Source organism: Singulisphaera chitinilytica (assembly GCF_049331405.1).
Classification (GTDB): Bacteria; Planctomycetota; Planctomycetia; order Isosphaerales; family Isosphaeraceae; genus PoT.
On sequence record NZ_CP186274.1, the window covers coordinates 5,710,049 to 5,735,682 of the forward strand.

General features: G+C 65.5%; 19 protein-coding genes and 1 riboswitch. Of the genes, 9 read left to right on the forward strand and 10 right to left on the reverse strand.

Annotated elements, in window-relative coordinates; translation table 11 throughout:
- Window positions 1–285: 285 nt before the first annotated feature.
- Window positions 286–1,974 carry a hypothetical protein gene (locus tag ACOYYX_RS22680; RefSeq protein WP_422923954.1) on the forward strand — a complete coding sequence of 563 codons (1,689 nt, stop codon included), beginning with the start codon at window positions 286–288 and terminating at the stop codon, window positions 1,972–1,974.
- A gap of 142 nt (window positions 1,975–2,116) precedes the next feature.
- Here ACOYYX_RS22680 and ACOYYX_RS22685 read toward each other — a convergent pair whose 3' ends face one another.
- Complete coding sequence (locus tag ACOYYX_RS22685) at window positions 2,117–4,381, reverse strand: protein kinase domain-containing protein (RefSeq protein WP_422923956.1); 2,265 nt, start codon at window positions 4,379–4,381, stop codon at window positions 2,117–2,119.
- Window positions 4,378–4,989 (reverse strand): ECF-type sigma factor, encoded by a 612-nt coding sequence (locus tag ACOYYX_RS22690; protein WP_422923958.1) that lies wholly within the window; start codon window positions 4,987–4,989, stop codon window positions 4,378–4,380. The genes ACOYYX_RS22685 and ACOYYX_RS22690 overlap by 4 nt, the downstream gene beginning before the upstream one ends.
- Before the next feature lie 986 nt (window positions 4,990–5,975).
- On the opposite strand from ACOYYX_RS22690, the gene ACOYYX_RS22695 reads away from it, so the two are divergent.
- The 3 genes from ACOYYX_RS22695 to ACOYYX_RS22705 all read left to right on the forward strand — a co-directional run bounded on the left by ACOYYX_RS22695 (window position 5,976) and on the right by ACOYYX_RS22705 (window position 8,862).
- A complete protein-coding gene (locus ACOYYX_RS22695) occupies window positions 5,976–7,577 on the forward strand; it encodes an alkaline phosphatase D family protein (RefSeq protein ID WP_422923960.1) in 1,602 nt (533 codons plus the stop codon).
- 176 nt (window positions 7,578–7,753) lie between these two features.
- Entirely contained in the window at window positions 7,754–8,311 is a 558-nt protein-coding gene (locus ACOYYX_RS22700; protein WP_422923962.1) for a sugar O-acetyltransferase, read from the forward strand.
- Window positions 8,312–8,538: 227 nt separating this feature from the next.
- On the forward strand, window positions 8,539–8,862 hold the full coding sequence (locus ACOYYX_RS22705; protein ID WP_422923964.1) for a hypothetical protein: 324 nt from the start codon (window positions 8,539–8,541) through the stop codon (window positions 8,860–8,862).
- Between the two features lie 158 nt (window positions 8,863–9,020).
- Here ACOYYX_RS22705 and ACOYYX_RS22710 read toward each other — a convergent pair whose 3' ends face one another.
- The 3 genes from ACOYYX_RS22710 to ACOYYX_RS22720 form a co-directional block, all read right to left on the reverse strand.
- On the reverse strand, window positions 9,021–9,707 hold the full coding sequence (locus tag ACOYYX_RS22710; protein WP_422923966.1) for a response regulator transcription factor: 687 nt from the start codon (window positions 9,705–9,707) through the stop codon (window positions 9,021–9,023).
- Window positions 9,704–10,924 carry an ATP-binding protein gene (locus ACOYYX_RS22715; RefSeq protein WP_422923967.1) on the reverse strand — a complete coding sequence of 407 codons (1,221 nt, stop codon included), beginning with the start codon at window positions 10,922–10,924 and terminating at the stop codon, window positions 9,704–9,706. Before ACOYYX_RS22715 ends, ACOYYX_RS22710 begins: the two co-directional genes overlap by 4 nt.
- A 2,119-nt stretch (window positions 10,925–13,043) precedes the next feature.
- Window positions 13,044–15,107: a sigma-70 family RNA polymerase sigma factor gene (locus tag ACOYYX_RS22720; protein WP_422923968.1), complete on the reverse strand. Its 2,064-nt coding sequence runs from the start codon at window positions 15,105–15,107 to the stop codon at window positions 13,044–13,046.
- A gap of 223 nt (window positions 15,108–15,330) precedes the next feature.
- Between ACOYYX_RS22720 and ACOYYX_RS22725 the strand changes: the two genes are divergently transcribed.
- On the forward strand, window positions 15,331–16,809 hold the full coding sequence (locus ACOYYX_RS22725) for a sulfatase (RefSeq protein WP_422923970.1): 1,479 nt from the start codon (window positions 15,331–15,333) through the stop codon (window positions 16,807–16,809).
- 15 nt (window positions 16,810–16,824) lie between these two features.
- On the opposite strand, the gene ACOYYX_RS22730 is transcribed toward ACOYYX_RS22725, so the two are convergent.
- Window positions 16,825–17,322, reverse strand: coding sequence for a GNAT family N-acetyltransferase (locus ACOYYX_RS22730; protein WP_422923972.1), 498 nt, complete (start codon window positions 17,320–17,322; stop codon window positions 16,825–16,827).
- A gap of 203 nt (window positions 17,323–17,525) precedes the next feature.
- On the opposite strand from ACOYYX_RS22730, the gene ACOYYX_RS22735 reads away from it, so the two are divergent.
- Complete coding sequence (locus tag ACOYYX_RS22735) at window positions 17,526–17,843, forward strand: plasmid stabilization protein (RefSeq protein ID WP_422923974.1); 318 nt, start codon at window positions 17,526–17,528, stop codon at window positions 17,841–17,843.
- Between the two features lie 281 nt (window positions 17,844–18,124).
- Here the strand turns inward: ACOYYX_RS22735 and ACOYYX_RS22740 are convergent, their stop codons facing one another.
- Window positions 18,125–18,328 (reverse strand): hypothetical protein, encoded by a 204-nt coding sequence (locus ACOYYX_RS22740; RefSeq protein WP_422923976.1) that lies wholly within the window; start codon window positions 18,326–18,328, stop codon window positions 18,125–18,127.
- Window positions 18,329–18,816: 488 nt separating this feature from the next.
- Between ACOYYX_RS22740 and ACOYYX_RS22745 the strand changes: the two genes are divergently transcribed.
- Window positions 18,817–19,848, forward strand: a complete 1,032-nt coding sequence (locus ACOYYX_RS22745) for an ADP-ribosylglycohydrolase family protein (protein ID WP_422923977.1) — start codon at window positions 18,817–18,819, stop codon at window positions 19,846–19,848.
- A gap of 1 nt (window position 19,849) precedes the next feature.
- On the opposite strand, the gene ACOYYX_RS22750 is transcribed toward ACOYYX_RS22745, so the two are convergent.
- Entirely contained in the window at window positions 19,850–21,037 is a 1,188-nt protein-coding gene (locus ACOYYX_RS22750; protein WP_422923979.1) for a sialidase family protein, read from the reverse strand.
- A 229-nt stretch (window positions 21,038–21,266) separates the two neighbouring features.
- Here ACOYYX_RS22750 and ACOYYX_RS22755 point away from each other — a divergent pair, with 229 nt between their 5' ends.
- Both ACOYYX_RS22755 and ACOYYX_RS22760 read left to right on the forward strand, forming a co-directional pair.
- Entirely contained in the window at window positions 21,267–21,749 is a 483-nt protein-coding gene (locus ACOYYX_RS22755; protein ID WP_422923981.1) for a hypothetical protein, read from the forward strand.
- 56 nt (window positions 21,750–21,805) lie between these two features.
- Window positions 21,806–21,947, forward strand: a riboswitch (cyclic di-AMP (ydaO/yuaA leader).
- Window positions 21,948–22,060: 113 nt separating this feature from the next.
- Entirely contained in the window at window positions 22,061–24,085 is a 2,025-nt protein-coding gene (locus tag ACOYYX_RS22760) for a universal stress protein (protein ID WP_422923983.1), read from the forward strand.
- Between the two features lie 42 nt (window positions 24,086–24,127).
- On the opposite strand, the gene ACOYYX_RS22765 is transcribed toward ACOYYX_RS22760, so the two are convergent.
- Together ACOYYX_RS22765 and ACOYYX_RS22770 are read right to left on the reverse strand one after the other, a co-directional pair.
- Window positions 24,128–24,910 (reverse strand): DUF6171 family protein, encoded by a 783-nt coding sequence (locus tag ACOYYX_RS22765; protein ID WP_422923985.1) that lies wholly within the window; start codon window positions 24,908–24,910, stop codon window positions 24,128–24,130.
- Complete coding sequence (locus ACOYYX_RS22770; protein ID WP_422923987.1) at window positions 24,792–25,568, reverse strand: hypothetical protein; 777 nt, start codon at window positions 25,566–25,568, stop codon at window positions 24,792–24,794. The genes ACOYYX_RS22765 and ACOYYX_RS22770 overlap by 119 nt, the downstream gene beginning before the upstream one ends.
- Between the last annotated feature and the right edge of the window lie 66 nt (window positions 25,569–25,634).

A 25,634-nucleotide genomic window follows, 5' to 3' on the forward strand; every position in this document is an offset into this window, starting at 1 on the left:
AGGGCGTCCTGGAATGGGAATTGTCAAAAGTCGGAGGGAGCCGACATCCGAGGGCGCGTATTCTTACAGGAATGCCCCTGGCACCTCACATACAACGGGAAAAGCTGAGGCACAGTCGCGATTTGCGGGCGGAGCCGAGGAATTTTGGAGGGATCGCGGGGCGTTCCTCGCATGAGTCTCCGGAGAGGTCGTGAGGGGGAGCCCGAGGGAGGGACTTCCCCATACCCCAGCGCGTGTGCGATCCTCCGTATTCGTCCCGGGTTCACAGACTGGAGAGACCCCCCAATGCGTCGCATCCCGATTTCCCTGGGCGTTGCCCTGGGTCTCGTCGCCTTCGCGGAGACCTGGGCCATGCCTAGGGCGTCCCTCGGGGCGGAAAAGGCCGCCCCGAAGCCCCTGGCTCCGCACCTGGCAGGGCTCGGCGTTTACCATCGCCCGATCAACACGACGAGCGAAGAGGCCCAGAAATATTTCGACCAGGGGATGAACCTCGTCTTCGCGTTCAACCACGACGAGGCCATCCGCTCGTTCGAATCCGCGGCCGCCTGCGACCCCAACTGCGCGATGGCCTACTGGGGCATCGCCCTGGCGCACGGCCCGCACTACAACAACCTGAAGGTCACGCCCGAGCACGCCAAGGCCGCCTGGGACGCCCTGACAAAAGCCAAGGAGCGTTCGGCCTCCTGCACGCCGCTGGAGAAAGCCCTCATCGAGGCGCTCGGCCGGCGCTACGCCGATCCCCAGCCGGAGGACCGGCGGTCACTGGATGAGGCCTATGCGTCGGCCATGCGAGGGGTCTGGGAGAAGTACCCCCAGGACGCCGACATCGGCGTCTTCTTCGCCGAGACGCTCATGAACCTTCGCCCGTGGGACCTCTGGACCCACGACGGCGAGCCGCAGCCGGGAACGCCGGAGATCCTGGCCACGCTCGAGACGGTGCTCAAGCTCGCCCCCGGTCATCCTCTGGCCAACCACCTCTACATCCACGCGGTCGAGTCGTCGCCGACCCCGGAGAAAGGTGACGCCGCCGCGGACCGGCTCCGCACCGTGGTCCCGGGGCTGGGGCATCTCGTGCATATGCCGTCGCACATCGACATCCGCCGAGGACGCTGGCAGCCGGCGATCGAGACGAACGAGCATGCCATCGAGGCCGACCGCACCTATCGTCGGATCGAGCCCCGGCAGGGGATCTATCGGATCTACATGGCCCACAACCACTGCATGCTGGCCTTCGCCGCCATGATGCAGGGGGAGAGCCGACGCGCCATCGAGGCCGCACGCACGCTCGTCGCCGAGATCCCCGAGGAATGGCTCGGTCGACCGGAAAACGCGGCCTTCGCCGACAGCCTGCTCGCCTTCCCGATCGAGGTCCTCGTGCGGTTCGGCCGCTGGGATGAGATCCTCAAGGAGCCCGAACCCTCCGCGAGCTTCCCGGTCGCTCGGGCCCTCCACCATTCGTCCAGGGCGCTGGCGTACTCCGTCCGCGGCCGCAAGGCCGAGGCGCGTTCCTCGCAGCAGGTCTTCCGCGAGGCCGCGTCGAAGGCGAGCAAGGCCGCCGTCTTCGGCGGCAACCTCGCCGTCGAGATCCTCGCCGTCGCCGACGCCCAGCTCGAAGGGGAGATCCTCTTCCGCGAAGGGAAGGTCGACGAGGCCCTCGCCTCCCTGCGAAAGGCGGTCGCCCTCGAGGACAAGCTCAAGTACGACGAGCCGCCGGACTGGCTGAGCCCCGTCCGTCACGCCCTGGGCGCCTCGCTCCTGCGGGCCGGCCAGGCGGCGGAGGCCGAGCCCGTCTATCGCCAGGACCTGGTGCGCTGGCCCGAGAACGGCTGGTCCCTCTTCGGCCTCGCCAGGAGCCTCGAGGCCCAGGGCAAGGACCGCGAGGCGGCCGAGGTCCAGGCTCGTTTCGAGCGCGTCTGGAAGAAGGCCGACGTCGAGCTGTCCTCATCCTGCTTCTGCCAGGCGGTCGGCCCCTGAGCGCAAGGCAACGATGTCGTCTGACTCCCGCCGTGATGACTATCGAGCCTTCGAGCCCCTCTCCTTTGGGAGAGGGGCTCGAAGGCCTTGCCATTGGTGCGATAACCATCGACGTCGACAGGATCGAACCGGCTCGATCCCGCTAGGATTCATCGATCTGTCCAAGCTTGACCTCGGCCGCGCGGGTGGCCTGATGGTCGGGCCCGAGGATGCGCCTCGACTCGTCGACCGCCTGACGATAGAAGTTCTCGGCCGCCTTGGCCTGGCCCGAGTCGCGGGCGACGTCCCCCTGGTTCGTCAGGGCGAAGATGCGGTCCGGGTGATTGGCCCCCATCGCGCACTGGACGTCGTGGGCGAAGCGATAGGCGAGGTCCTTGGCCTCGCCGAACTTCTGCCGCTCGCGAAGGACCCGGCTCAGGAGGTAGACCGAGTGCAAGGTCTGCGGGTGCTCGGGCTTGAAGACGCGGCCGCGGTCCTTGACGTTCTGGCGTAGCAGGGTCTCGGCCTCGTCGAGCTTGCCGCGATGCACGAGGATCGTGGAGAGCCGCTCGGCGCCATCCAGGGTGATCGGGGCATCGGGCCCGAGGATCCGCCGGCAATCGGCCAGGTTTGCCCTCAAGGCCGCCTCTCCCTTGTCGGAGCGGGCGGTCTGATCCAGGAGGGTCGCCAGGAGGTTGGTGGCGCGGAGGCCCGTCCGGCCGACCGGCGGGTTCTCGCGGGCGTCGAGCTGGATCGCCTTGCGGAGTTGCTCCTCCGACTTCGCGAACTGCTCGAGCGAGAGATAGGCCCCGCCGATCGTCTCGCGGACCTGGGCCTCGACGTCGGGCTGGCCGTCGAGCCATCCGCCGAGGGTGGCCGAGGTCGTGTCGAGCAGGTCGCGGACCGTCGGGTTGCGCCCGTGCAGGTTGATCTCGGTGTCGGCGCGGGCGAGCAGCTTTTGAGTCAGCAGTTCGACCACGGCGGCGGCCTTGGCTCGCTCCGCCTCGGATACCTGGGTGGCGGCGAGGGCCTCGCGCCATTTCCAGGTCACGGTCGCGAAGCCGACGACGAAGATGAGGGCTGCCAGCGAGGCCGTCGCGGCGAGGGCCGGGTTGCGCCCGGCCCACATCCGGGCCCGGACGAGCGGGCCGACGGGACGCGCCAGGATCGGCTCACCCCGGACCCAGCGAGAGAGGTCTTCCGAGAGGGAGAGGGCACTCGCATACCGCTGGTTCGGCTCCTTCTCCAGGCACTTCCGGCAGATCACGTCGAGATCGTGCGGCACGCGGGGGTTCAGCTTCGACGGGGGCTCGGGGTCCTGCGTGCGTACCATGTCGAGCGTCTCGATCAGCGTCGTTCCGTGGAACGGGGCCCTGCCCGTGAGCAACACGTACAGAACCGTGCCCAGGCCATAGACGTCCGTCGCCGTCGAGACCGCGCCTCGCCCTCGGGCCGTCTGCTCGGGGGCCATGTAGGCGGGGGTGCCGATCAGGGCGTTGGAGTGGGTCAGCTCGGGGTCGCCGTCGATCCACTTGGCGAGGCCGAAGTCGGTGACGAGGGGCTCGTCCTTCTCGTCCAGCAGGATGTTCGCCGGCTTCAGGTCGCGGTGGAGGATCCCGCGCTGGTGGGCGTGGTGGATCGCCTCGGCAACGGTGGCCACGAGCTTCGCCGTCGCCTTCGGCTTGTCCGCGAACTCCTCGAGCCTCCGATCCAGGCCGCTGCCGACGACGAGCTTCATGCTGAAGAAATGACGCCCGCGATGACAGCCCACCTCGTAGACGGGGACGATGTGGGGATGGTCGAGTTGCGCGACGGCCTCCGCCTCGCGCTGGAACCGCGAGAGCTCGGCATCGGAGGCGAAGCTGCCCGAGCGGATCAGCTTGATTGCCACCGGCCGGTTCAGAGAGATCTGGCGGGCCTCGTAGACGACGCCCATGCCCCCCCAGCCGAGCAGGCGCCTCACCTCATAGCCGACGGATTTCAGGTCTTCGAAGTCGGCCGAGCTCAGGCCGCCCCACGTCCCCGGACCGTCGGCCCCTGGCCAGACGAGCTCGGTCTCGGCGTTCGGGTCGGCCTTGTCGAGGCTCGAATCCTTGCCCTTGAGATGCGGGAAATCGTCGCAGATCGGCCGCTCGCTGAGGGCGAGGAAGACCGAGTCGATCACGTCCTGACGGCCGGGGAACTGGTCCCGGTAGCGCTGCGGGTCGAGGTCCTCGCCCCGGAGCCGGCGATATTCGCAATCGAGGCTCAGGAGGTTGCGGAAGAGCGAGTCTCGGGCCTCTTCGGGGACGCCGGCCAGGTAGGGGGCGAGGTCGGGACTCTGGCCCATCCGGCATTCGGCCTCGAATCGGTCGCAGGCGGCGTCGATCTGCATGAACGCCGTCATCGAGCCTGCCGCGGGGGAGTCGAGCTGCGATCGGGAGTTCATTTCGGGCTCTCCTGGCTCCAGATCGTGCGTATCAACTGGAGCTTGCGCTCGACCGTCTTGGTCGAGACGTTCAGCGCCTGGGCGATCTCCTGGTTCGAGCGCCCTTCCAGCCTCCGGAGTGCGACCGTCCGCAAGACCGGCTCCTTCAATCGATCGAGGAACTGATAGTAATCGTCGGCGAACTGGGCGACCTCGGCCGGGGTCGGGTCGCGGCTCAGGACCTCGGCCAGGCCCTCACCGTTCGAGTCTCCCCCGGCCTGCAACAGGGCCGATTCGCCCATCACGCGGCCGGCCCCTCGCTTCTGGCGAGACTGCCGCCTCAGGGTATCCAGCGTCTTCCGCACCGTGATCGTGGCCAGGAGCCGCCAGAGGTCGTCGCGGCCGCTCAACTCGGGGAACTGGCCCCGCCCCGCGCGATCGCAGAAGCTCTGGAAGGCGCTCAGGGCGATGTCTTCCTCGTCGAAGGCCCTGCGGCAATGCGCCGGCAGTCGTGCCCCGGCGAGCCGCACCAACCGATCGAAATAGCGATCCCAGAGCCGCTGGATGTCCGACCCGTCACCGACTTTGACCCCGTCGATCCAGAGCGTGACCGAATGATCGTGCAGCACGACCCGAACCTCCCAGTCGATCGAGCGGCAAGAAACCGGTATTCATGGCTCGGTCCATTTTCTTACGAAGCCGGTGAAACCAGGCTGCCTTGAGGGGGAAAAGATCGCTACCTATAACCGGCGTCATCGATAGTCGCGATACGAGACGATCGTCCCGGCGCGACACGCATTCTCTGATTGGATCCGCCCCGATCCCGACGCGAGGACTCCAATTCCGTCGGGAGCGGACGATTTTCGTCGTCCATCCCCACTACCATCGAGAATTGTTTGGCCCTGCGGCAAATTGGCAATGGTTGGACGACCTCCCAGGCGTCGTGCCATGGCTTTCCGAGCCCAACCTATCTGTCGTATCGAGCGGCAGGGAAAGCACTTGGGTTAATCAAACGGCAGCCTCTTCGACTTGCCCAAATAGACCGACATATCGGCAGGATCGAGTCGATTCCGTGGGTTCCTTCCCCCGCCTGGCGGCCAAACCCCGGTCACGCGGCCGAAACCATCCTCATCAAGGAACCGCGAATCCCGCAGAAACCGACTCCCCTCCTCCGCAAAATCTCGCCTCAGCAACCAAACATCCACTTCCTCATTCTCATTTCTTATGGTCAGGCCCTCATCCTTGACCCTTCGGGGCTCTCTGCCTCGTGGGTAAGGGTCTTCGGAATCGAGCCGAGGGCTGGAACGACGGCGCGAGCTCTCGCCAATCGTTCGACCGCCCTGCACCATTGAGACGGCGAGAATCACCGAGAGCAGGCTCTCAGAAAGACGATCGGAGACGTGAGCAAATCAGGAGTCGATTCCGCGATCGGTCCCGGATCCGCCTGGAGAGGCCTCCTCAAAGGATCTTCACGAGCTTATCGTGCGGGACGTCGTTAGAATCGTCGTCGCCTCCTTGCTGAGGGAGGACGTGATCGCGCTTTCGGCCAACCAGTCGAGTGAGCGATGGGTTCGCTCCGTCGCCCCCCCACCGAGACCGTTGTACGAGTCAAAACATGATGAATCCATCTGCGATCCGTGAAGCGGCCCGCCGCGAGGGCGGACTTTCCAGGCGACTCTTCCTGGCGCATTCGGCCGCGCTGGCCGCCCTGCCCTTGCTCGGTGAGCGCGTCGAGGGGCGGACGCTCCGTCATGCCAGCTTCTCCGCCGAGCCGTTCCAGCTCGGCGTGACCTCGGGCGACCCGACCAGCGACGGCGCCGTGATCTGGACGAGGCTTGCGCCCAAGCCGTTCGAGCCCCAGGGGGGCATGCCCCTCGAGAAGATCGCCGTCTCGTGGGAAGTCGCCGACGACGAGGCCATGACCAAGGTTGTGAGCCGGGGCGAGGCCATCGCCACGCCGCAGCTCGGCCACTCGGTTCACGTCGAGGTGAGCGGCCTGGCCCCCGACCGCTGGTACTGGTATCACTTCCGCGCCGGCGACGCAACCAGCCCGCTCGGCCGCCTGCGCACCATGCCCGCCGACACGACGACACCGGATCAGCTCAAGTTCGCCTTAGCCTCCTGCCAGCACTTCGAGGCCGGCTATTACACGGCCTACGAGCACATGGCCAAGGACGAGCTCGACCTCGTCTTCCACCTCGGCGACTACATCTACGAGAACCAGGGGCGCGACGGCCAGATCCGCAAGCACCTCGGCACCGAGATCATGAGTCTCGACGACTACAGGATCCGGCACTCCCAGTACCGGTCAGACCCCCACCTCCAGAAGATGCATACCCTCTGCCCCTGGGTCGTGACCTGGGACGATCACGAGGTCGACAACAACTACGCCGGCTCGATCTCCGAGCACAAGGACGTCGACGTCGTCTCCTTCCTCGAGCGGCGGGCGAACGGGTATCAGGCCTACTACGAGATGATGCCCTTGCGGAAGAAGTCCCTCCCCCGAGGGGCGGATATGCAGCTCTACCGCACGATCCGGTTCGGCAACCTGGCCGAGTTCCAGGTGCTCGACACCCGCCAGCACCGGTCCGACCAGCCCAATGGCGACAAGCGCAGCCCGCTCAACGAGGCCGCCCTCGACCCCAAGAGCACGATGCTGGGCGAGCACCAGTACGGCTGGCTCCGTTCGCGGCTCCTCTCCTCGACCTCGACCTGGAACGTCCTGGCCCAGCAGGTGATGATGGGAATGGTCGGCCATCGCCCGGCCACCGAAGGGACCAGCGAGCCGGCCTACTCGATGGACCAGTGGCCCGGCTACACCCACGAGCGCATCCAGTTGATGAAGTTCCTGGCCGAGCGCCACGTCCCGAACCCGGTCGTCCTGACGGGCGACATCCACTCGAACTGGATCAATGACCTCCGGGTCGACGACCGCAAGCAAGACACCCCGGTGGTCGCCACCGAGTTCGTCGGCACGTCGATCAGCAGCGGCGGCGACGGCCGCGCGCTCCTGCCCACGCAGGAGAAGATGATGTCGGACAACCCCCACGTCCGCTTCTTCAACGCCCAGCGCGGTTACGTCCGCTGCACGGTGACCCCCAAGGCCTGGAAGAGCGACTATCAGGTCGTGGAAGTCGTCACCAAGCCGGGAGCCCCGGCCGTGACGAAGACCTCCATGGTCGTCGAGGCCGGCACCCCCGGCGCCAAGCCCGCCTGATCCTCTTCTCTCGCCCAGAGATCCGGCCCGTTGAGACCGCGACGCCCGCGTCCGGCCTCAACGGGCCCTTTCTGTTTTGAGCCCAACAGGCCTCGGCTTTATCTCGCCGCCGGCTGGAATGGGGTTTGCAGCCGAGAAGCCCTCTTCCACCGATCCCCCCCTTTGGAGGTAGCGACATGCGGACCGAACGCGAGAAGATGCTGGCGGGCGAGTTGTACGACCCGATGGACCCCGACCTCTGCGTGGCGAGGGACCGCGCCCGGGACCTCTGCCAGGAACTCAACGCCACTCGCGAGGCCCATCAGGAAGAGCGTCGGCGGATCCTCCGCGAGATCTTCGGCGCGGGGGGAGACACCGTCTGGATGCAGCCCCCCTTCTTCTGCGACTACGGCTCGAACATCTTCCTCGGCGAGCGGGTCTTCTTCAACTTCAACTGCGTCGTGCTCGACGTGGCCGAGGTCAAGATCGGCGACTACACGCTGTTCGGCCCCTCGGTGCAGATCTACACGGCAACCCATCCGATGGACCCCGTGCTGCGCCGGAAGCAGGAATTCGCCAAGCCGATCGAGATCGGCGCGGACGTCTGGGTCGGCGGTGCTGCCATCCTCTGCCCCGGGATCAAGATCGGCTCCCGCTCCGTCATCGGCGCAGGGAGTGTGGTGACCCGGGACATCCCCGAAGGGGTCTTCGCGGCCGGCAACCCTTGCCGGGTCATCCGCGATATTCGGGAATAACGGCCACGTTCGGGGGCCTCACTCATGCGGCCTTTCGACCGCGGGTTTCCTCTCGAAAAAAAGGGAGAGAAACGGCCCGGTGTCATTGATCGTCTCGGCGAAATCCACTATAATTACGTACAGGTTTTTCATACGTTCCGCCCCTGCCGTCTGCCTCGTTTTGGAGGTGTGATCGGCAGGACTCGGGACTCGCGATCCGTCACCTTCAAGTCGCCTGGGATATCGCCATGACGTCTTCGATGACCTTGGGCCGCCCCGTCGAGAAGACCGTGCGGAGACGCCCCGCCGCCCTCGCCAGGTTTGGCATGGTCCTCGCGATCAACGGGGGTCGCTACCGGGTCCGCCCGATCCCTTGCGACCGCACCGCCGCCAGTCGCTGCTTCGAGTTGCGCAAGGAGGACGAGACGACCTATCACGTCTCTCAGCACGTCCACGGCCCCGAATGCGACTGCCCGGATTTCATCTTCCACCGCGCCGGCATCGACCCCGCCGGCTGCAAGCACATCAAGGCCCTCGCCGCCTACGGTATGGTCGAGCCGACCCGGAACTGAGGATGTCGGCAGGCCCAAGCCCGGGCCGGAAGCGGTGTCGCCCGTCGTCAGATCCGAACTCCGCGAAGAGGGGGCGGTCGCGGCCCGGCCTCGGCGCGGAGGTTTCGGCGTTTCCGGGGGCTCGAGCGATGCAAGGTGGGGTCTGCCATCACTTCGGCTCAACCGTGCTCCAACACCCACTGGAATGCGGTCCGCGATAGTTCGGTCCCGGTGCTGAGGTCGAGCTTGGCCCGGATCCGGTCGCGGTAGGTCTCGACCGTCTTGTTGCTGAGGCGAAGGCGGTTCGCGATCTCGCCGGTGTTCATCCCATGGCCGATCATGCGGAAGACCTCGAGCTCGCGGTCGGAGAGCGACTCGACGGGCGCCGAGTGGAAGTTCTTGTTGATGCCGTCGACGACGCGGTTGACCAGCTTCTCATCAAGATCCACGCTCAAGTAGACTTTACCGTCAAGCATCTGGCGGATAGCCTCGATGAGTGTGCTCGTGGCCTGGGTCTTGTTGACGTAACCCATCGCCCCCGCCCGCAATGCCCGCTCGGCGTAGAGGGTCTCATGATACATGGACCACACCAGGAGCAATGCCGACGGATTGCTGGCGCGGACCTGCTTGATCAGGTCCATGCCATCGCTGGCCCGGAGCGCTATATCGACGACGACGATGTCGGGCTGGCGCGACTCGATCAACTCGAGGGCCCCGCTCACGTCGGAGGCCTCGCCGCAGACCATCATGTCGGGTTCGGACGAGATCCGGATCGCCAGGCCTTCGCGAGTGGCAGGATGATCGTCGACGATCATGACCTTGATCCGGCGGACCTCTCCGTCGTCCTCCCATGGACTCGAGGTCATCGAGACAGCCCTTTGAGTTGGGTACAGACAACCAGGGTCCCGCCACCTACCGCCGGCCCGATGTCGAGCGTCGCGTCGATGAGCCTGGCCCGGCGACGCATGATCTCCAGGCCGATGCCTGCCTCCCTGGGCGTGGACGCCTCGGCCCCGAATCCGATGCCGTCGTCCTGGATTCGTAGCGTTACCAAACCATCGCCTCCCTCCAGGCCAATCCGAATGTGCCGGGCTCGGCCGTGTTTCAGGGCATTGGTGACCGCCTCCTGGACGATGCGGTACAACTGCGTCGCCGCGACCCCATGCTCGACGAGGACGGTCCCTTCGCAGGCGAAGGTGCAAGGCACCCGCGCCTGATTGGTAATCCGCATCGCGAGATCCCCCAGGGCCGCCATCAGCCCTTCGGGCCCGACCCCTGCGGGGACGAACCCTCGCGGGAACTCGCGCAACTTCTTGTGCGAGCGTTCGATCGCTCCCGTCAGCTTCGATACGAGCTCGACCGTCGCGGGCGAGCTCCCTTCGCATTGTCGGGCCGGGCTCTCGGCGATCAGGGCGAGCGCGGTCAATTCCTGCCCGATGTCGTCGTGCAGATCCTGACCGATCCGGGCCCGCTCCGGATCGGCCGCCTCGAGGATCTTGCCGTCGAGCCGCTTGCGCCCATCGACGCCGCGGGCAACCATCGAGACGCCGACCACGCGACTCAAGCTATTTCTTATCGGCAATAATGACAATGAAACATCAACAATCTTCCCGTTCCTTCGAATCCGAACGGTTTTGTTGTAGTTGATGCACGCCCCTCGCGCGGCCTCCCTTAGCGAGCCCGTCCGCTCGAACAATCGGGCCGGCCCCTGGATCATCGCGATCGAGTTCCCGGGCGCCTCCTCGTGTGCGAACCCGAAGATTTGCTCGGCCTGCGCATTCCAATCGGTGATGATCCCGTCCGACGTCGTGGCGATGATCGCGCCCTCGAACGAGCTCTCCCCCGAATTCCTTAGCCAGGCAGTCAGGTCGTTGGACACCTGCAGGGTGTCCAGCCGACTGCTGAGTTCCTCGTTGATGGCCCACAACTCGCCAACGAGGCCCGGCCGAGCGTCCTCGGCACAGGCTCCCGGCGTTTCCCCCGTGCCGACGCGGTGAAGATCACTCGAGCCCCGAGAATCACCGGCTCCCTGCTCGAAGAGATCCCGGGCGAGTGCCTCGACCTCCCCCTCACGCTCGTGCAAGACTCTCAGATACCCGCATATTTGATCAATTCCATACAATGCCGCACGACGCCGGAAGCAGCTCCTCAAGGAATCCGCATCGAGGCAGCGAAAGTCTCGCTTCGTCGCGGCGAGCACGAGTGCGAGGATCTCACGGGTTATGCCCGAGGCTTCCCCGTCGGCGGCCCCGAAGAAATCGCGAGGCTCGCCGAAAGGCGGGTGGGGTCTGGAAGCGGACTTGGTTTTACGTGCGTGCGACGAGGCGTGGGTCGCGAATCCCGGTAGAGACTCGTGATACGACAGCTGATACACCTGGGCTGTTTCTGGCTCCTTGGCCATGGCCAACCCTCCGTTTGCGTTCACGGATACGAGCGTCGACGAACCGGCAAATGCCGGCTCCGATCGGCTCATGCCGATCGCTTGCACCCTGGGATTGCGGGAATTGGATGCCGAAAACGCGTCGAGAGTGATCCGGCTCCTCCCATCATTGGGATAGAGCCCGTCATCTATCGCTTCGAAAGGATATGGGGGCGAGTTGACGCCGAGTGGACCTGCATCGGTCGCCAAATCTCCCCCAGGCACGCCGACCGGGCTGTCGGGTTTATCATGGTTCTTCCCGGCCATGCCGCGATCACGCGAATCATTAACGTGAGAGTGTAGTACAAAAGTCATGCCATCGGCGCACGGTCTGGCCATTCCAGGGTACTTCGGCGCGGCCTTCTCCGCCCCGAGGGGGGCAACCGAGGGCGCAAAGGGAACGCGATTCCGCGTCCCCTCCGCCGATAGAATGCCGGCCGTGCCCCGAGGTCTCGCCTGCTGGCGACGTCCTCGTGCCGCCGCGGAATCGTCCGACGCAAGCGCCCGGGAATCGATCGCGCACCTCTTGCTCGCGGCCATTGCGGACCCTCCCCATCATCTCAAACTGGCCACGATCCCGTCGACAAAGCACCATCCGGAAGGGCCCTCCCCTGCCGCGTAGGCATTCCCCCCCACATAAAGACTTCAAGAATCTCGAGGAATCATAACCCACGATGAACATGCCGCATACCGAAGTCATGAAATAAGTTAGGATAGGGCATTCGGCTGACAGGAAACTCCCTACGCGATCCAGCACGAGGCCGCGGCAGCCAACGCACCGGTCTCATTATAATATTCAAACATACAAACAATCAACCGCGTAACCCTGAACAGCCGGCGGGGCGATCACTCTGGTCGCGATATCAATGGGCGTCCACCGGCGATCAGGCCGCCCTACGACGCCCGGGGTCGTCCCTAAAATTAAGCCCGTAGGCCGGCATTATGCGTCGATCGATGGCCTAGTGACCGCGACCCGTTGATTCGAGAAATGCGGGCCGTATGAACGTAGTGGCAATCTCCCCCTGATTTGAGCCTCAGCGGCATTATGCTCAAATAAGCCGACAAGAATTATCAGGATGACAGGGTTTTTCATGAATCCACTTGCCAACGGGATCATCCTGCGTCGATGATTCCGAGCACATTAACATCTACATAAACAATTTCGATCGGATGAGTTCCAGAGAAATAAAGGCTCACCAAAGACGTGTTCCTCCTGGGTTATCAGGAGACCGACGGGGCGAATAGTTTGTTGCATTATTGCGACACCAAAAGGATGATTTTCGCCGACTCTCAACCCGCTCTGTCACAAATCGCAGGCTCTTACCACTTGGACAGGCCAGACGTTTACCACGTACCGCGGAGTGATCGACTCTCGCGATGCCGAAAAGCCTCATGAGCCGATATCGCACCACGCTTCTCGGGCGATCCATGCTTGCGAGCGAGTCCGGCTGATTGGCGCACGCCCCCAATCGCACCTGCATGTGCTCATTCAAGCTCGGCATATCCGGCGCAGGCATGGCCATCGCCACGGCAAGTCCCGTTGGATCGGATTGTGCGGAGAGGGTTCGTGGCCGGAATCGCGTGCAGCGGTTCGAGGCGGGATGCGAAAAGCCGTCGTCGCCCGAGAAAACCTCGGCTCGACGGCGGCTGGGATTATCAAGATGCGACGCCCCGCAATGAGGCACAGCTCAATTGAGTACAGTGCCTGTGACCCGCTCGTCGTCTCTGCGGCCTGGACCGGCCATGCATGCGGACCTTCGTGATTGATATTCCGCTTGGTAATTCATGGAGTACCCTCGTCCGAGGCGTTATCGAGTTCAAGGCGCGGCTCGATATCCGGAGCAGGCGGCGGCGATCCCTCTTGCTTGCCTCCCGAACGAGGCCCGAAGGGGAGCAGGCGAATCAGTCCATGCTTGCCCACGCTGGATCGGAGTGGTTCGATACTGCGAGAATGCAAAGAATCGAGTTCCGCGACGCGCTCGATCAGGGCCTTTCGCTCGGTGCGATAGCGTCGATCGAGAGCGCCGAGCGATTCCTGAAGTCCCCGATCGTCTCCTGCCTGGCGCTGCCGTTCCGCGTGCTGGATCAGCCGCTCATAATCTTTTTCGAAGGACTGCCTCGAGGTTTCGGAGCTCGCGATTGGCTCATTCGGGGATGAGGATGGCTCGATCTTGCGTGCAGGGTTGGAAGGTGAAGAACCCTCAGGATTCCGATCAAGAAGTTCGTAAACCGCTCGCAGGTTGGCGTAATAGCCAAGGTTGCTTCTCGGTTCGGAGTACCGGCAGAATCCGGCCAGACGCCCTTCTTCGTCGAACAACCCTCCCCCTGAGCGGCCTGGCGCGGGCGAGAACTCACAGGCGATCACCTCGAAGGAGCCTTGGCCCAGCGACAGCGTCGCCTTCGGGTCTTTGACTCGAGTTGACCAGAACGTCGCATCCTGCCCGAGAGAGCATCCACCAGTGATCATCATTGCGCCCGCCTCAGGAGACCAATCCCTCGGCAGGAGCGGTGACGCCGGGAGTTGCCGCCCGGGGTGGATCCTGATCAGGCAGATGTCGCGCTCCCGATCGAAATCCACGATATCGGCGTTCAGGGTCTCTGTGGGGGTCACCGCCTGCTTCGACGTGAGTTTGCCATCGAAGAGGTCCACGCGGATTGTCCGAGGATTGGATGCGGGCAGCCCGAGGCTTCTCTCTCCAACACGAAACCCAAAATTATGTGCGCACACCAGGACTAATGATTCTCGAGAGCTGCTCCGGATGATCGTGCCCGAACCGAATCCGATCGCGTTTTCATCTGGCCGGGAGACCTTGACGCGGACGGTCGTCTCCCAGGGTTTCGGAATGCCCTGCGACGGCGTAGGCGCCGACTCCATCGGCGACGGATTGACAACCGGCTCAGGAGCGAGCGGCCGAAGGATCTCATCCGCAGGGGCTGGCGCAGGAGTGGGGAGAGCTGAGCCTTCCTCTTGCATATCCCCGGTCGCCACGAGCCAACGCCCGGCCGGCTCTCCTCGCCCCCCCAGGGCGAAGCCAACCGCCAGCAGCAGGCCGCAGGCCAGGGCCTTGCCGAAGACAGCCCCCTGGAAGAGGCTGGCGGCCCACGTCGCCAGGCGACGGGCGGCCCGGGAATCGCGGCGAGACTCCAGGGCCATCACGACCTCGACGGCGCGGCGGATCACCAGATCGGCATTCAATGACCCGAGTGCGCGATCCGCGGCCAGGGTCCCGGCGAGGAAGCCAACAGGGGCACCGACGCCTCGGCGGAGCAGGCGGGCTCGCAGGCGCTCACGACCCCGGGCGAGCCGGCCTCGGATCGCCGTCTCGGTCAGGCCGAGTTGGCCGGCCGCCTCGGCGTAGCTCAATCCGCTAAGGCCGCAGAGCAAGATCGGGAGCCGATGCGACGCCGGGAGCCTCGCGATCTCCTCGTGCAGGATCCGGGCTTCGTCCGGGCTCAGGGGCGTGGCTTCGACCTCCCGGCTCGACGCGAAGGAGACAGCGGCATCCCCCTCGAGCCGTCGTCGCCGCTCAAGCGAAGTCCTGGACTTGGCGGCCACCCGACGAGCCACGCCGTAGAGCCAGCCGCTCAGGGACTCGTTCACCCAGAGGGTCCGCCCCTTCCTGGCCAGTAGCAGGAACGTGGCCTGGAAGACGTCTTCGGCGGCGTGGTCGTCCCGGAGCAGGTCCCGGGAGACGCGCAGGACCATCGGGCCGTGGCGCGAGACAATCGCCTCGAAGGCCGCCTCATCACGCCTGGAGACGAAGCGTTCCAGGAGCTCTCCATCGCTCTCGGCGGCGAGCGTGCCTCTTTCGAAGAGTCGACTCACGTCGCGAAGGACCTCAGACATTCGTGTCATCCTGATCTCCCCTTTCCGTCTCATCGCGAAATCCATGACTAATGCCACATGAGGGCCAGCTCCTCACGCAAAATCCCCGGCGGCGAGGAATTTCCGGCTCATTCCCAATGAGCCGACCTGTCGGGATGAGATGGGTCGACTTCGAACACATACGTGAGGACAATAGCGAGTTCCAACCAAGCCCCGAATCGACCTGGAAGGTGCGACTTTGCCCATGGCAGCGGCAATCACGTGTCTCATGCTCGCCCTGAGCGCGGCGGGCGCCAACGAGCCGGCGCGGGGAGAGGCCCGCAAGGACGCGAAGAACATCCTCTTCATCGCGATCGACGACCTGAACGACTGGGTGGGATGCCTCGAGGGTCATCCCCAGGCGAAGACCCCCAACATCGATCGGCTCGCGGCGAGGGGGGCGCTCTTCACAAACGCCCACTGCCAGGCCCCCCTCTGCAACCCCTCCCGCAGCAGCGTCCTGACCGGCCTGAGGCCCTCGACGACGGGGATCTACGCGCTCCACCCCGGCTTCCGCGCATCACCTGCCCTCAAGGAGAGTGTGACCCTGCCGCAATACCTGGCCTCGCACGGCTACTCCACCTTCGCGGCCGGGAAGATTTTCCACGACGGCTCCATCCCCCCCGCCGACAGATCGAAGGAGTTTCAGGAGTGGGGAGAAATCGGCGCCATGCCCTACCCCCCGCACAAGTTCGTCACGACCCCGGACCCGATCAAGGCCATGGACTGGGGCGTCTTCCCCGACCACGACGAACGCCAGGGAGACTGGAAGATTGCCGAGAGCGCCATCAAGCGGCTGAAGTCCCTGCCGGATGACAAGCCCTTCTTCGTCGGCGTCGGCTTCCGGCTCCCGCACGTCCCCTGCTTCGCCTCGCGTCGCTGGTTCGACATGCACCCCGAGTCGTCCCTGATCTTCCCGCCGGTGCGCGAGGACGACCGCGACGATGTCCCGGACTTCGCCTGGTACCTGCACTGGAAGCTGCCTGAGCCCCGCCTCTCGTGGCTCAGGCGGACCCAGCAATGGGGTCCTCTCGTCCGGGCCTACCTCGCGAGCACCAGCTTCATGGACAGCCAGGTCGGGCGCGTCCTCGACGCCCTCGAGGCGACCGGCAAGGCGGACAACACCATCGTCGTCCTCTGGTCGGATCACGGCTGGCACCTGGGCGAAAAGGGGATCACCGGCAAGAACACGCTCTGGGAGCGATCCACGCGCGTCCCCTTGATGTTCGCCGGCCCCGGCATCCCCAAGGGGGCTCGCTGCAAGCAGCCGGCCGAGTTGCTCGACATCTACCCGACCCTCGTCGACCTCGTCGGCCTCCCTGCGAAGCAGCGGCTCGAGGGGCACAGCCTCGCACCGCAGATCCATGATCCGAAGGCCCATCGCGCCTGGCCGGCGATCACCACGCATTGCCCGGGCAACCACTCCGTGCGGTCCGAACGCTGGCGCTATATCCGCTATGCGGACGGCTCCGAGGAGTTGTACGACCACCAGATGGATCCGCACGAGTGGACCAACCTGGCGAAGGACCCGCAGCATCGCGCGATCGTCGACGCCCACGCCCGATGGATCCCCAAAGACGACGCGCCCCCCGCCCCCGGCAGCGCCGACAGGCTACTCGTCCGCAAGTTCGGCGTCTGGACCTGGGAAGGGAAGTTGATCATCCCTTCGGCCCTCGAGCGCTGAAGGCCGATCCTCAGGTCAGAGGATCATCTGCAGGATATGCACGTCGAGCCGCTTGCCGAACTTGCGGCCGACCTCCTTGAGGGTCCCCACGCGTTCGAAGCCCAGAGACTCGTTGATGTGCAGGCTCTCGGCGCTCCCCGCAACCACCCTCGAAATCAAGGAGTGGAAGCCGAGCCGCCTGGCCTCGTCGATGATCGCCGACTTCAAGACTCGCCCGATGCCCCGGCCGCGGAACTCGGAGTGGACGTAGGAAGAGGTCTCCGCCGTCTCGTCGTAGGCCGCCCGCTCCGACCAGCGCCCCAGCGAGGCCCAGCCCACGACATGGCCTCCTACCTCGGCCACGAGGATCGGGTGCAGGTCGTCGTGAGACTCGAACCAGGCCGCCCGATCCTCGAGCGTCTTGGGCTCGAGGTCGAAGGTCGCGGTCGTGTTCAGGATGGCCTCGTTGTAGATCTCCGCGATCGCTTCCAGGTCAGCGGGCACAGCCTTGCGGATGAGCATCTCCGTTTTCATCGGCCCTTCCCAATCGCTCGGTGTTCGGCCCGATGCTCCTTGCCCGGAGTCCGATTTGATTTCATAGCAAGCGTATATTTCGAAGAAATGGTGCGTCAGACATCGGCGAACTTTAGATTTGGCATCCCATCTGCGTTAACCCATGGCAAGGTCTTAACTCATCGATTCGGGCCTGCAGGCCAGCCCCGGAAAGGAGACAAGCCATGCCTCGCGGCGACAAGTCCAAGTATACCGACAAGCAGAAACGTAAGGCCGAGCACATCGCCGAAAGTTACGAGAACCGAGGGGTGCCCGAGAGCGAGGCCGGGAGCCGCGCCTGGGCGACCGTGAACAAGGAATCGGGCGGCGGGAACAAGTCGGGCAGCGGCCGGGGCAAGCCCGATACCCACATCTCCAGCGAGAAGGGGGGCAAGAAGGGTGGAGCCGCCTCCGCCGATCGAACTCCCGAGCAACGCTCTGCCTCCGCCAAGAAGGCCGCCGAGACCCGCAAGCGGAACCGCGAAGCCAAGGCCCACGGCTGATCGATTCGCCAGGAGCATTGCCACGCGACGAGGACGGGTGAGGGCCTCGGTTTTACGCGGCCCTCACCCGTTAATGTATCCGACATCCTCGCCCCCTTCCCCGGCCGAAGCCAAGAAGCAAGAAGGCGGACGCCGAGACGTTCGCTCACCCCATCACATGTCCAATTCCATCGCGGCATGGAATTCTGCAAGCTAGCAATGAGGTCGCGGGCCGCTTACCGGGACGGACGGGTCCGGACCCGGTCCTCGGCAAATGGCCCGCGCCGGAGTTACACCTGGGATCAGGCGTGCTGCTTCTGGTATTCGCCTCGGAGGATTCCGAGCAGCAGGCCTTCCTGGTTGTCGCTGATCTGGCCCGCCTGATAGAGCTCCGCGATTTCCTCGGCACAACGGTCGACGACCTCCTGCTTGCCAGGATAATCGACGTGTCGCGCGATGAGATCGACGGACTCGGCCAGCCTATCGAAATGCGATAGTGTGATCATTATTTTCTGCCTACACAGGGAGTTTTCCGCCCACGCTCGGGGCATGGCGGAAGACATCGACCCAAAATGAGAAAGCCGCTCGACGAGGAGCCGGCTGACTAGAAGGGGGAACATTCCCTGTGATCCCGGCTTACACCCTCCTGGTGAGACTCTTCACGCTTCGGCCTGTCCTCTTATGGACAACCTTAGTTCGTGGCTTGCGACGCGGGGGTTCGAATGTTTTGAAATGGCCCCGACGATCGCCGCCATCAACGCGATAGACACCCGACGAAACCCGCCTCGGTGAAACCCTTGAAATGTGGTGACTCGTGCGTTGATTGGTTATCGTTGATGTGCAACCATCGTGCCATCGGGGCTTCTCAGCGAGCAACATCGATGCAACTGCCTCTCGCATCTCCATTTAAATGCGAGATCGAATCGGCCTCACTTTGAGAACACCCCTGCGCACGCCGGCAACTTCCTACAACAACTGTGGTGAAAGAAGCCGTATGAGCCACGAAGATCGCGTCGCCGGGACGCTGCTCGGGACCGCGCTCGGGGATGCACTCGGCCTCGCGACGGAAGGACTGTCGGCGCGGCGGATAGCCCGACGATTCGGGCGGATTGAGGGGTTCCGGCTGCTGGGGCGCACCGGGTTCGTCTCCGACGACACCGAATTATCCGCCCTGATTGCGCAGAGCCTCATCCAGGAGCCAACCGACGCAGAACGCTGCGCCAGGGCCTTCCGGCGCTCGCTGCTCGGTTGGTGCTGCCGGCTCCCCTGGGGCGCCGGGCGAGCCACCTTGAAGGCGGGCCTGCGGATCGGCCTGGTGATAACACCCAGCGGCGTGATGTCGGCCGGCAACGGCGCGGCGATGCGAGCGGCCGTGATCGGCTCGTTCTTCCACGAACGCCTCGAGTCGAGGAACCTCTTCGGCCGGGCCCTGGCCGAGACGACGCACTGCGACCCGCGTGCGGTCGAGGGGGCCCTCTACGTGGCCGAGTTGGCGGCGGCCAGCGTGCGTGGCCAGGGATCCGCCTCGCGCGAGGATGTGCAGGCGCAGGCACGTCGGATCGTGACGATCGACGCGCTGGGCCTCGCCGTCGATGAGGCCGCGGAGCTTGCCAGGTTAGAGGTCGACACGCAGGCCGCCGCCTCGCGGTGCAAGACCACCGGATTCGTCGTGCATAGCGTGGCCTTCGCCACGTTCGGCTTCCTGCGTTATGGCCAGGATCCGAAGCTTGCGCTGACCGAGGTCATCGGCGCGGGGGGCGACACCGACTCGATCGCGGCGATCCTGGGGGCCTGGCTGGGAGCCTATCATGGCGTATCCGGGCTCCCGGCCGACCTGATCGCCCGGATCCACGACGGCCCGTTCGGCCCCACCCACCTGCGGGCCCTCGCCCATGCCCTGAGCCGGCTCCAGGATGGGGAGCCGGCCGAGGCTCCTCGCTACTCGCCCGCCAGGGCATTCGCGAGGAACCTCGCTCTCTTCCCGGTGATCCTCGGGCATGGGTTCCGGCGGCTCTTGCCGTTCTGAATCACTTCCCCGAGGGGGCATCCCCCTGCATGACCCACTCTTCGTTGAAGGCGGTGTGCTGGATCGTGCTCCCCTCGCCTTTCAGGCGACGGGTATAAGTGGTGTGGATCAGGCCGTCCTGGGTCTGGAGCAGGGACGGGTAGTGGAAACGGTCCTGCTCGACGCCGGTCTTCTCGACGTGCCGGGTCCACTTCCAGGTCGCCCCTTCGTCGTCGGAGACGGAGAGGGCCAGCGAGTTCCTCCCCTTCTGTGCGTCGTTGTAGATGATGGCCCAGTGGCCGTTGGCCAGCCGGATGGCGTCGACGCCCGCGCCGGGGTTCTGGAGCGTCGAGTCGGTGACCGGCCCCCAGGTCTGGCCGTCGTCCTTCGAACTGCTGAGCCGAATCTGGTGATGTCTGCCGTTATCTCGCATGAATGCGACAATAGTTCCATCATTCTTGCGGACGAGGCTCGGCTGGATGTTGCCGAACCCGAGGATCGGGGCGCTCGTCGCCCAGGTCGCCCCCTTGTCGTCGCTGATAGCCATGATCGAGCCGTCGAAGGTGTCGGAATAGAGCGGCAGGAGCCAGCGCCCCGAGGGCAACGCCAGCGGTCGGACGCGCGGCATCCAGCCTAGCCGCTGGTAGAGCTCATCCTTCGAGCGCTCGGTGTAGCGGTTCAGGAGTTCCTTCTCCCCTTTCGCCTCCGCCTCGGACAGCGAGCCGATCGCCTTCGCGACGGCCGTGTCGAAGGCGCGCGGGGTCATGTGGATGACCCCTTCGCGGAACCAGGGCAAGGGGCCGTCATGCTTGCCGTCATCCCTGGCGACGGCGAACTTCAGCAATGCCCCTTCCCAACGGTGGTCGAGGATCGTCGGCCAGAAGAGCCAGATCGTACGATCGGGGGCCGCGAAGAGCGCGGGGTTGCAGTCGGGATACCCGGGGGTGTCGGCGAGGGTGAAGCGCGGGCTCCAGGCCTTCGCCCCGCGCTTGAACCACGAGCCGAGGACCACCACATCGTCCGCCTTCCGCTCCCCGCTCCCGCGATACCAGGTCGCGAGCAGGTCGCCGCCCGAGGTCTCGGTCACGCAGGAGGCGTGATTGTGGATATCCTCGGGCGCGAAGATGGCCCTCGTCTCGAAGAAGGGCTCCGCGCCCAGGGATCGGGTCGCGGCGAGGGCGATCAGGGCCAGGGCCAACGGATATCGCATGTCGGGGCTCGTTATTGAGGGAGGACGCTTTGCGTCGTCGCAAGAGGGCCTCGAGCGGCCGAGGCCGTCCGCAACGATACGAGGCCGGGGCCAGGGCGAGCAAGGGAGTGGGGCGTCGAAACCGATCGCATTCGTTTCCAAGGTGGTTTCCCACTCGATCGTCCTCGACTACGATGAGGCACTCGCCGGACTGACTCGCGTCGTCTCGTCGATGGACTCCTCAAGCAGCATGCGACTTCCTCGGCTCACCGTCCGTCGGCTCAAGAGCCTCGCCCTGGCCTCGGCCGGGTCGATGGCCTGGCTGCTCGCCCTCGCGACGGTCGGGGATGAGAGGCTCGCGCTGCTGGGAATCGGCCTGATCGCCTTGATCGACCTGACGACGGCTCTCCCCTTCCTCGGCTACGTCTTCGAGGTTGGCCTGCCGCCCCCCGATCCCGGAGGCCCCTCGCGCAGGCCCCCACGCCTGCCCAGGCTCACGAGCCGCCGCCTGATCGAGTTCATCCTGATCGTCACAATCGGATGCACGGTGGCGATGCTCGTGAACCGCCTCCCGCGACGAGGCCATGATCCCCGACCGCCCACAAAACAGCCCGACCGAAGAGACGTGTCAGGGGCCATGGATTCGACGATCCGTTTCCCGCGAGCAACGTCCCGAGTCCGGCCGCGGATGTCGGAACCCTTGAATGACCCGGCGGTTGGGTGTCCCTCTTGACGAAGGGTCCGGGGTTCTTTTTAATTCACGGCGATTAGGTGTTCTTGGGGATATTGTCGATGTGAGCGCCGAATCTCTCGGGAATGATGAGAGAACGGGGGACCCAAAAACTTGGGGCGAATCGCGTCCAAGGACGCGACGGGGCACCTTCGGCTCCGAGCCCGACAGCTAACCTCGTAGGCGTCCGAGGGGAATTTCCCGCCAGGTCGATCACTTCCGGCCAGCGATTGCCGGCTTCGTGGAGCCGGCCCCCATTGCAGGTGACCCCCCAAGAACTCTAGAAAACGATCGGGAAGGAAAAACGGTCGACCATGCTGGCCACTGGGGAACGTCCGCGCGAGTTGCATTGGTATCACGCGGGTCCCATGCTCTTCGGCGACTGGGGCACCAGCCGCCTCTACGTGCTCGGTCTGGCCTTCGCCTTCAACGGCAGGGCCTCGTTCTGGTTCGTCGCCCTGATGAGCGTGCTGCTCATCGGCGTCGGCTGGAGCTATGAGATCATCTGCCGCCTCTTCCCCGACGGCGGCGGCGTCTATTCATCGGCCAGGCATCGCTCGCAGCTCCTGGCGGTCATCGGGGGGTTGCTCCTCTGCGCCGATTACGTGGTGACGGCGTCGCTCTCTTGCCTCGACGCATTCCACTACCTCGAGGCGGCATTAGGCTTCCACGGGCTCGCGATCTTCGGGATGCCCATCGAGGCGATCCTGGCGGCCATCACGATCTTATTGATCGGCGGGCTCAACTATTTCGGCCCGGCGAAGGCGGGGACGGTGGCGATGTTCATCGCCATGGCGACGGTCGCGCTCACGCTGGTCATCGGCGTCAGGGCCGTCTTGCACATGACCGGCCTCGTGCCGATCCACGACCCGGCCATCGGGCCGCTCTCGCTCGAATCGCCGCTCAAGGACGGGGTCTGGAAGTCCTGGATCGGCTTCACCGAGATCGTCCTGGCCCTCTCTGGCGTCGAGGCGATCGCGAACATGACCGGCATCATGGTCCAGCCCGTCCAGAAGACGGCGCGCAAGTCGATCATCCCGGTCCTGATCGAGATCGTGCTCCTGAACCTGATCCTCGCGGCGGCGATGAACACGCTGCCTGACAGCATCCTCTACAGCGCCCCGAAGACGCCGGCGCACACCGACGACATGCTCAAGGTCATCGCCGTGCATTACGTCGGCGAGACCTTCGCCAAGGTCGCGTCGGTCGTCTTCGCGGCGCTCCTGCTCTCGGCCGTGAACACGGCCCTGGCCGACCTCGTGTCGATCCAGTTCATGCTCTCGCGCGACAAGGAGCTGCCGAAGGTCTTCAGCGGGCTCAACAATTTCGGCATGCCGATGCTGCCGCTCCTGATCGCGGCGATCGTGCCGGCGGTGGTCGTGCTAGTCTTCCCCAACGTCACCGTGCTCTCGGGGCTCTATGCCATCGGCGTCGTGGGGGCGATCGCGATCAACCTCGGTACGACGTCGACCAACTTCGAGCTCGCCCTCAAGGGGCACGAACGGCTCCTGATGATGGTGCTCACGGTCGTGATGATCGCGATCGAGAGCACGATCTGCGTGGTCAAGCCCGACGCCCGAGGGTTCGCGCTTCTGGTCCTGGTGACGGGCCTGGCCGGCCGGCTCGTGACGATCGTGACCAACCGCGCGGTGCCGCTCACCAAGTCGGCCCGCACGGGGTACGTCACCTTCGCCGTCGCCGCCATCGCGACCGAGGTGCTCATCACCGTCCTGGTGGGGCATACCTGGATGGGCTTCGGCCTCTCGGCCCTGGTGGCCGTGGTCGTCGGAGCGGCGAGCTACCGGACCCAGGCTTATCGCGCGGCCCTGATCGCCGCCGAGCACGCCGCCGGGCCGGCCGTCACCGCCAAGAAGCCGTCCATGATCCAGCCGGGGGCGTATACGCCCAAGGAGCGGATCATGGTGGCGACCCAGGGGAACCCGAAGCTCATCGAGTTCGCCATCAAGGAGTGCAAGAACCGCCAGGCCGAGCTCGACATCCTCTTCGTCAGGCACCTGGCCGTCACGCCGATGGGCCCGACGATCCCCCCCAAGCTCGAGGAGGACGAGCAGGCCCTCTCCCTCTTCGAACGCCTGAGAGAGCAGGCCAAGAACGTGGGCGTCCCGCTCCGCCTGCTCTACGGCGTGGCGCGAGACATCCCCGACGCGATCCTCGACATGGCCGTGACCCACGGCGCCGACCTGCTCTTGCTGGGCACGACGCGCCGAGGCACCCTCTGGAAGGCCATGAAGGGGGACGTCATCCAGGCCGTCGCCGAGCAACTCCCCGGCAGCATCGACCTCCTGATCCACGCCGGCACGCCCGACAACGAGGCCTGACCCGACAAGGCTTTGCACCCTCGAATCGGCTGGGCCGCCTCATCAGGCGGTCCAGCGGTTCGCCGGGCATCGCTCGTGCAGGAGCCTGGCCTTGGCGGCCGTGATGCAGCCGCAGACCCGACAGCGCACGCCCGTGTGGAACTCGCAGGTCGCGCAAGTGGCGAGGCGCTCGCGGTAGAGTTCCGCGGTCGCGGTCTTGAACCCCGATCCGACGAACGTGACCATCGCCTTGGCCGCGGTGATGGCCATGCGCAGCAACCCCGGCCCCTCGACGGTCGGCCCGGGCGCCGGCGCGGCCGCCGCGCCCACGAACGTCGGCCTCGACGAGAAGCCCCCCGAGCTCAGCGACGGCAACAAGGCCGGCTCGCCCCCCAGGCTCGACCGATAGTTCGCCAGGTGGTGGGCATACCAGTCGGCCGCCGGGTTCCCGAGCCGTCGCAGGCGGTCGACGGCGGCGGAGGCATAGCCGATCGCCTGGTCGCGATTCCCGAGCTCGGCGTGCTCGATCCCCGCCCTCCAGAGCAGGTCGGCCTCGTGCTTCACGTCCCCGAGTTCTGCGGCGATCGACCAGGCCTGTTCCAGGTGCGCGAGGCCGCCGTCGCGGTCGCCCAGCGCCAGGAGCACCTGGCCGAGTCGGTCGAGCGCGAGCTTCTCGCCGTAGCGATCCCCCGTCTGGCGGGCGAAGTCCAGGACCGGGATCACCAGCTCATAGGCCCTGGCGAGATCCCCCAGGGTGTGCGCGGCCTGTGTCAGATTGCCGAGGACGTCGACCTCGAGGGCCCGGTCGCCGAGCCGCCTGGCCTCGCCCAGGGCCTGCTCCAGCACCTGGCTCGCCGAGCGGGCGTCGCCGGCATAGAGGTGGGCCAGGCCGAGGTCGGACAGGGCCAGGACCGAGAGGCGGGCGTCGCCGCGGTCTCGGGCGGCCTTCAGGGCCCGCTCGGCGATCTCCCGGGGGCCTCGGCGGGGGCAACGCCCCTCCCGCCCCGGCCGACGCGACCTCGGCCTGTGGCCTCGCGAACTCGATGCCCGAGATCAGGAAGAGGCCCGCGCCGATCTCCTGGCACCCCCGGCTTTGAGCCCAATTCCCCCGGATCCTGGCCACGTCGAGCGAAGCCCCGGCAGCCTCGGCCCAGACGAGCCGCCGATCCGTGCGCTTCGCGCCGACCTGCTCGCCCGACTCGCCGTTCGGCAAGGTCCAGCCGTGATCCGCGCCTCGGCTCATCAGCTTGCGCGCAAGCTTTCCCAGGGAGAGGCCCAACGCCTGGCGGACCTCGATTGCCACCACTGGGACGGACAGGAGCCCCCCGTCGGCGTCGGCCGATGAACCGGCGATCGACGCGATGCGCTCCCAGGACTGGAAGCCCCCCTCGCGCCTGCCGGGCAGCCAGAGGACGACCCGCCCTTCCGAGGCCGGCTCGACGAGGATTCCCGGGGCGATCGCGAACGACCGCCCGAACAACTCGATCTTCGTTTCGGAGGCCATGATGGTCGGGCTCGGCTCGAGCAATTCGTGCGTGGAGACGGATCCATTCCTACTCCGACTAGCATA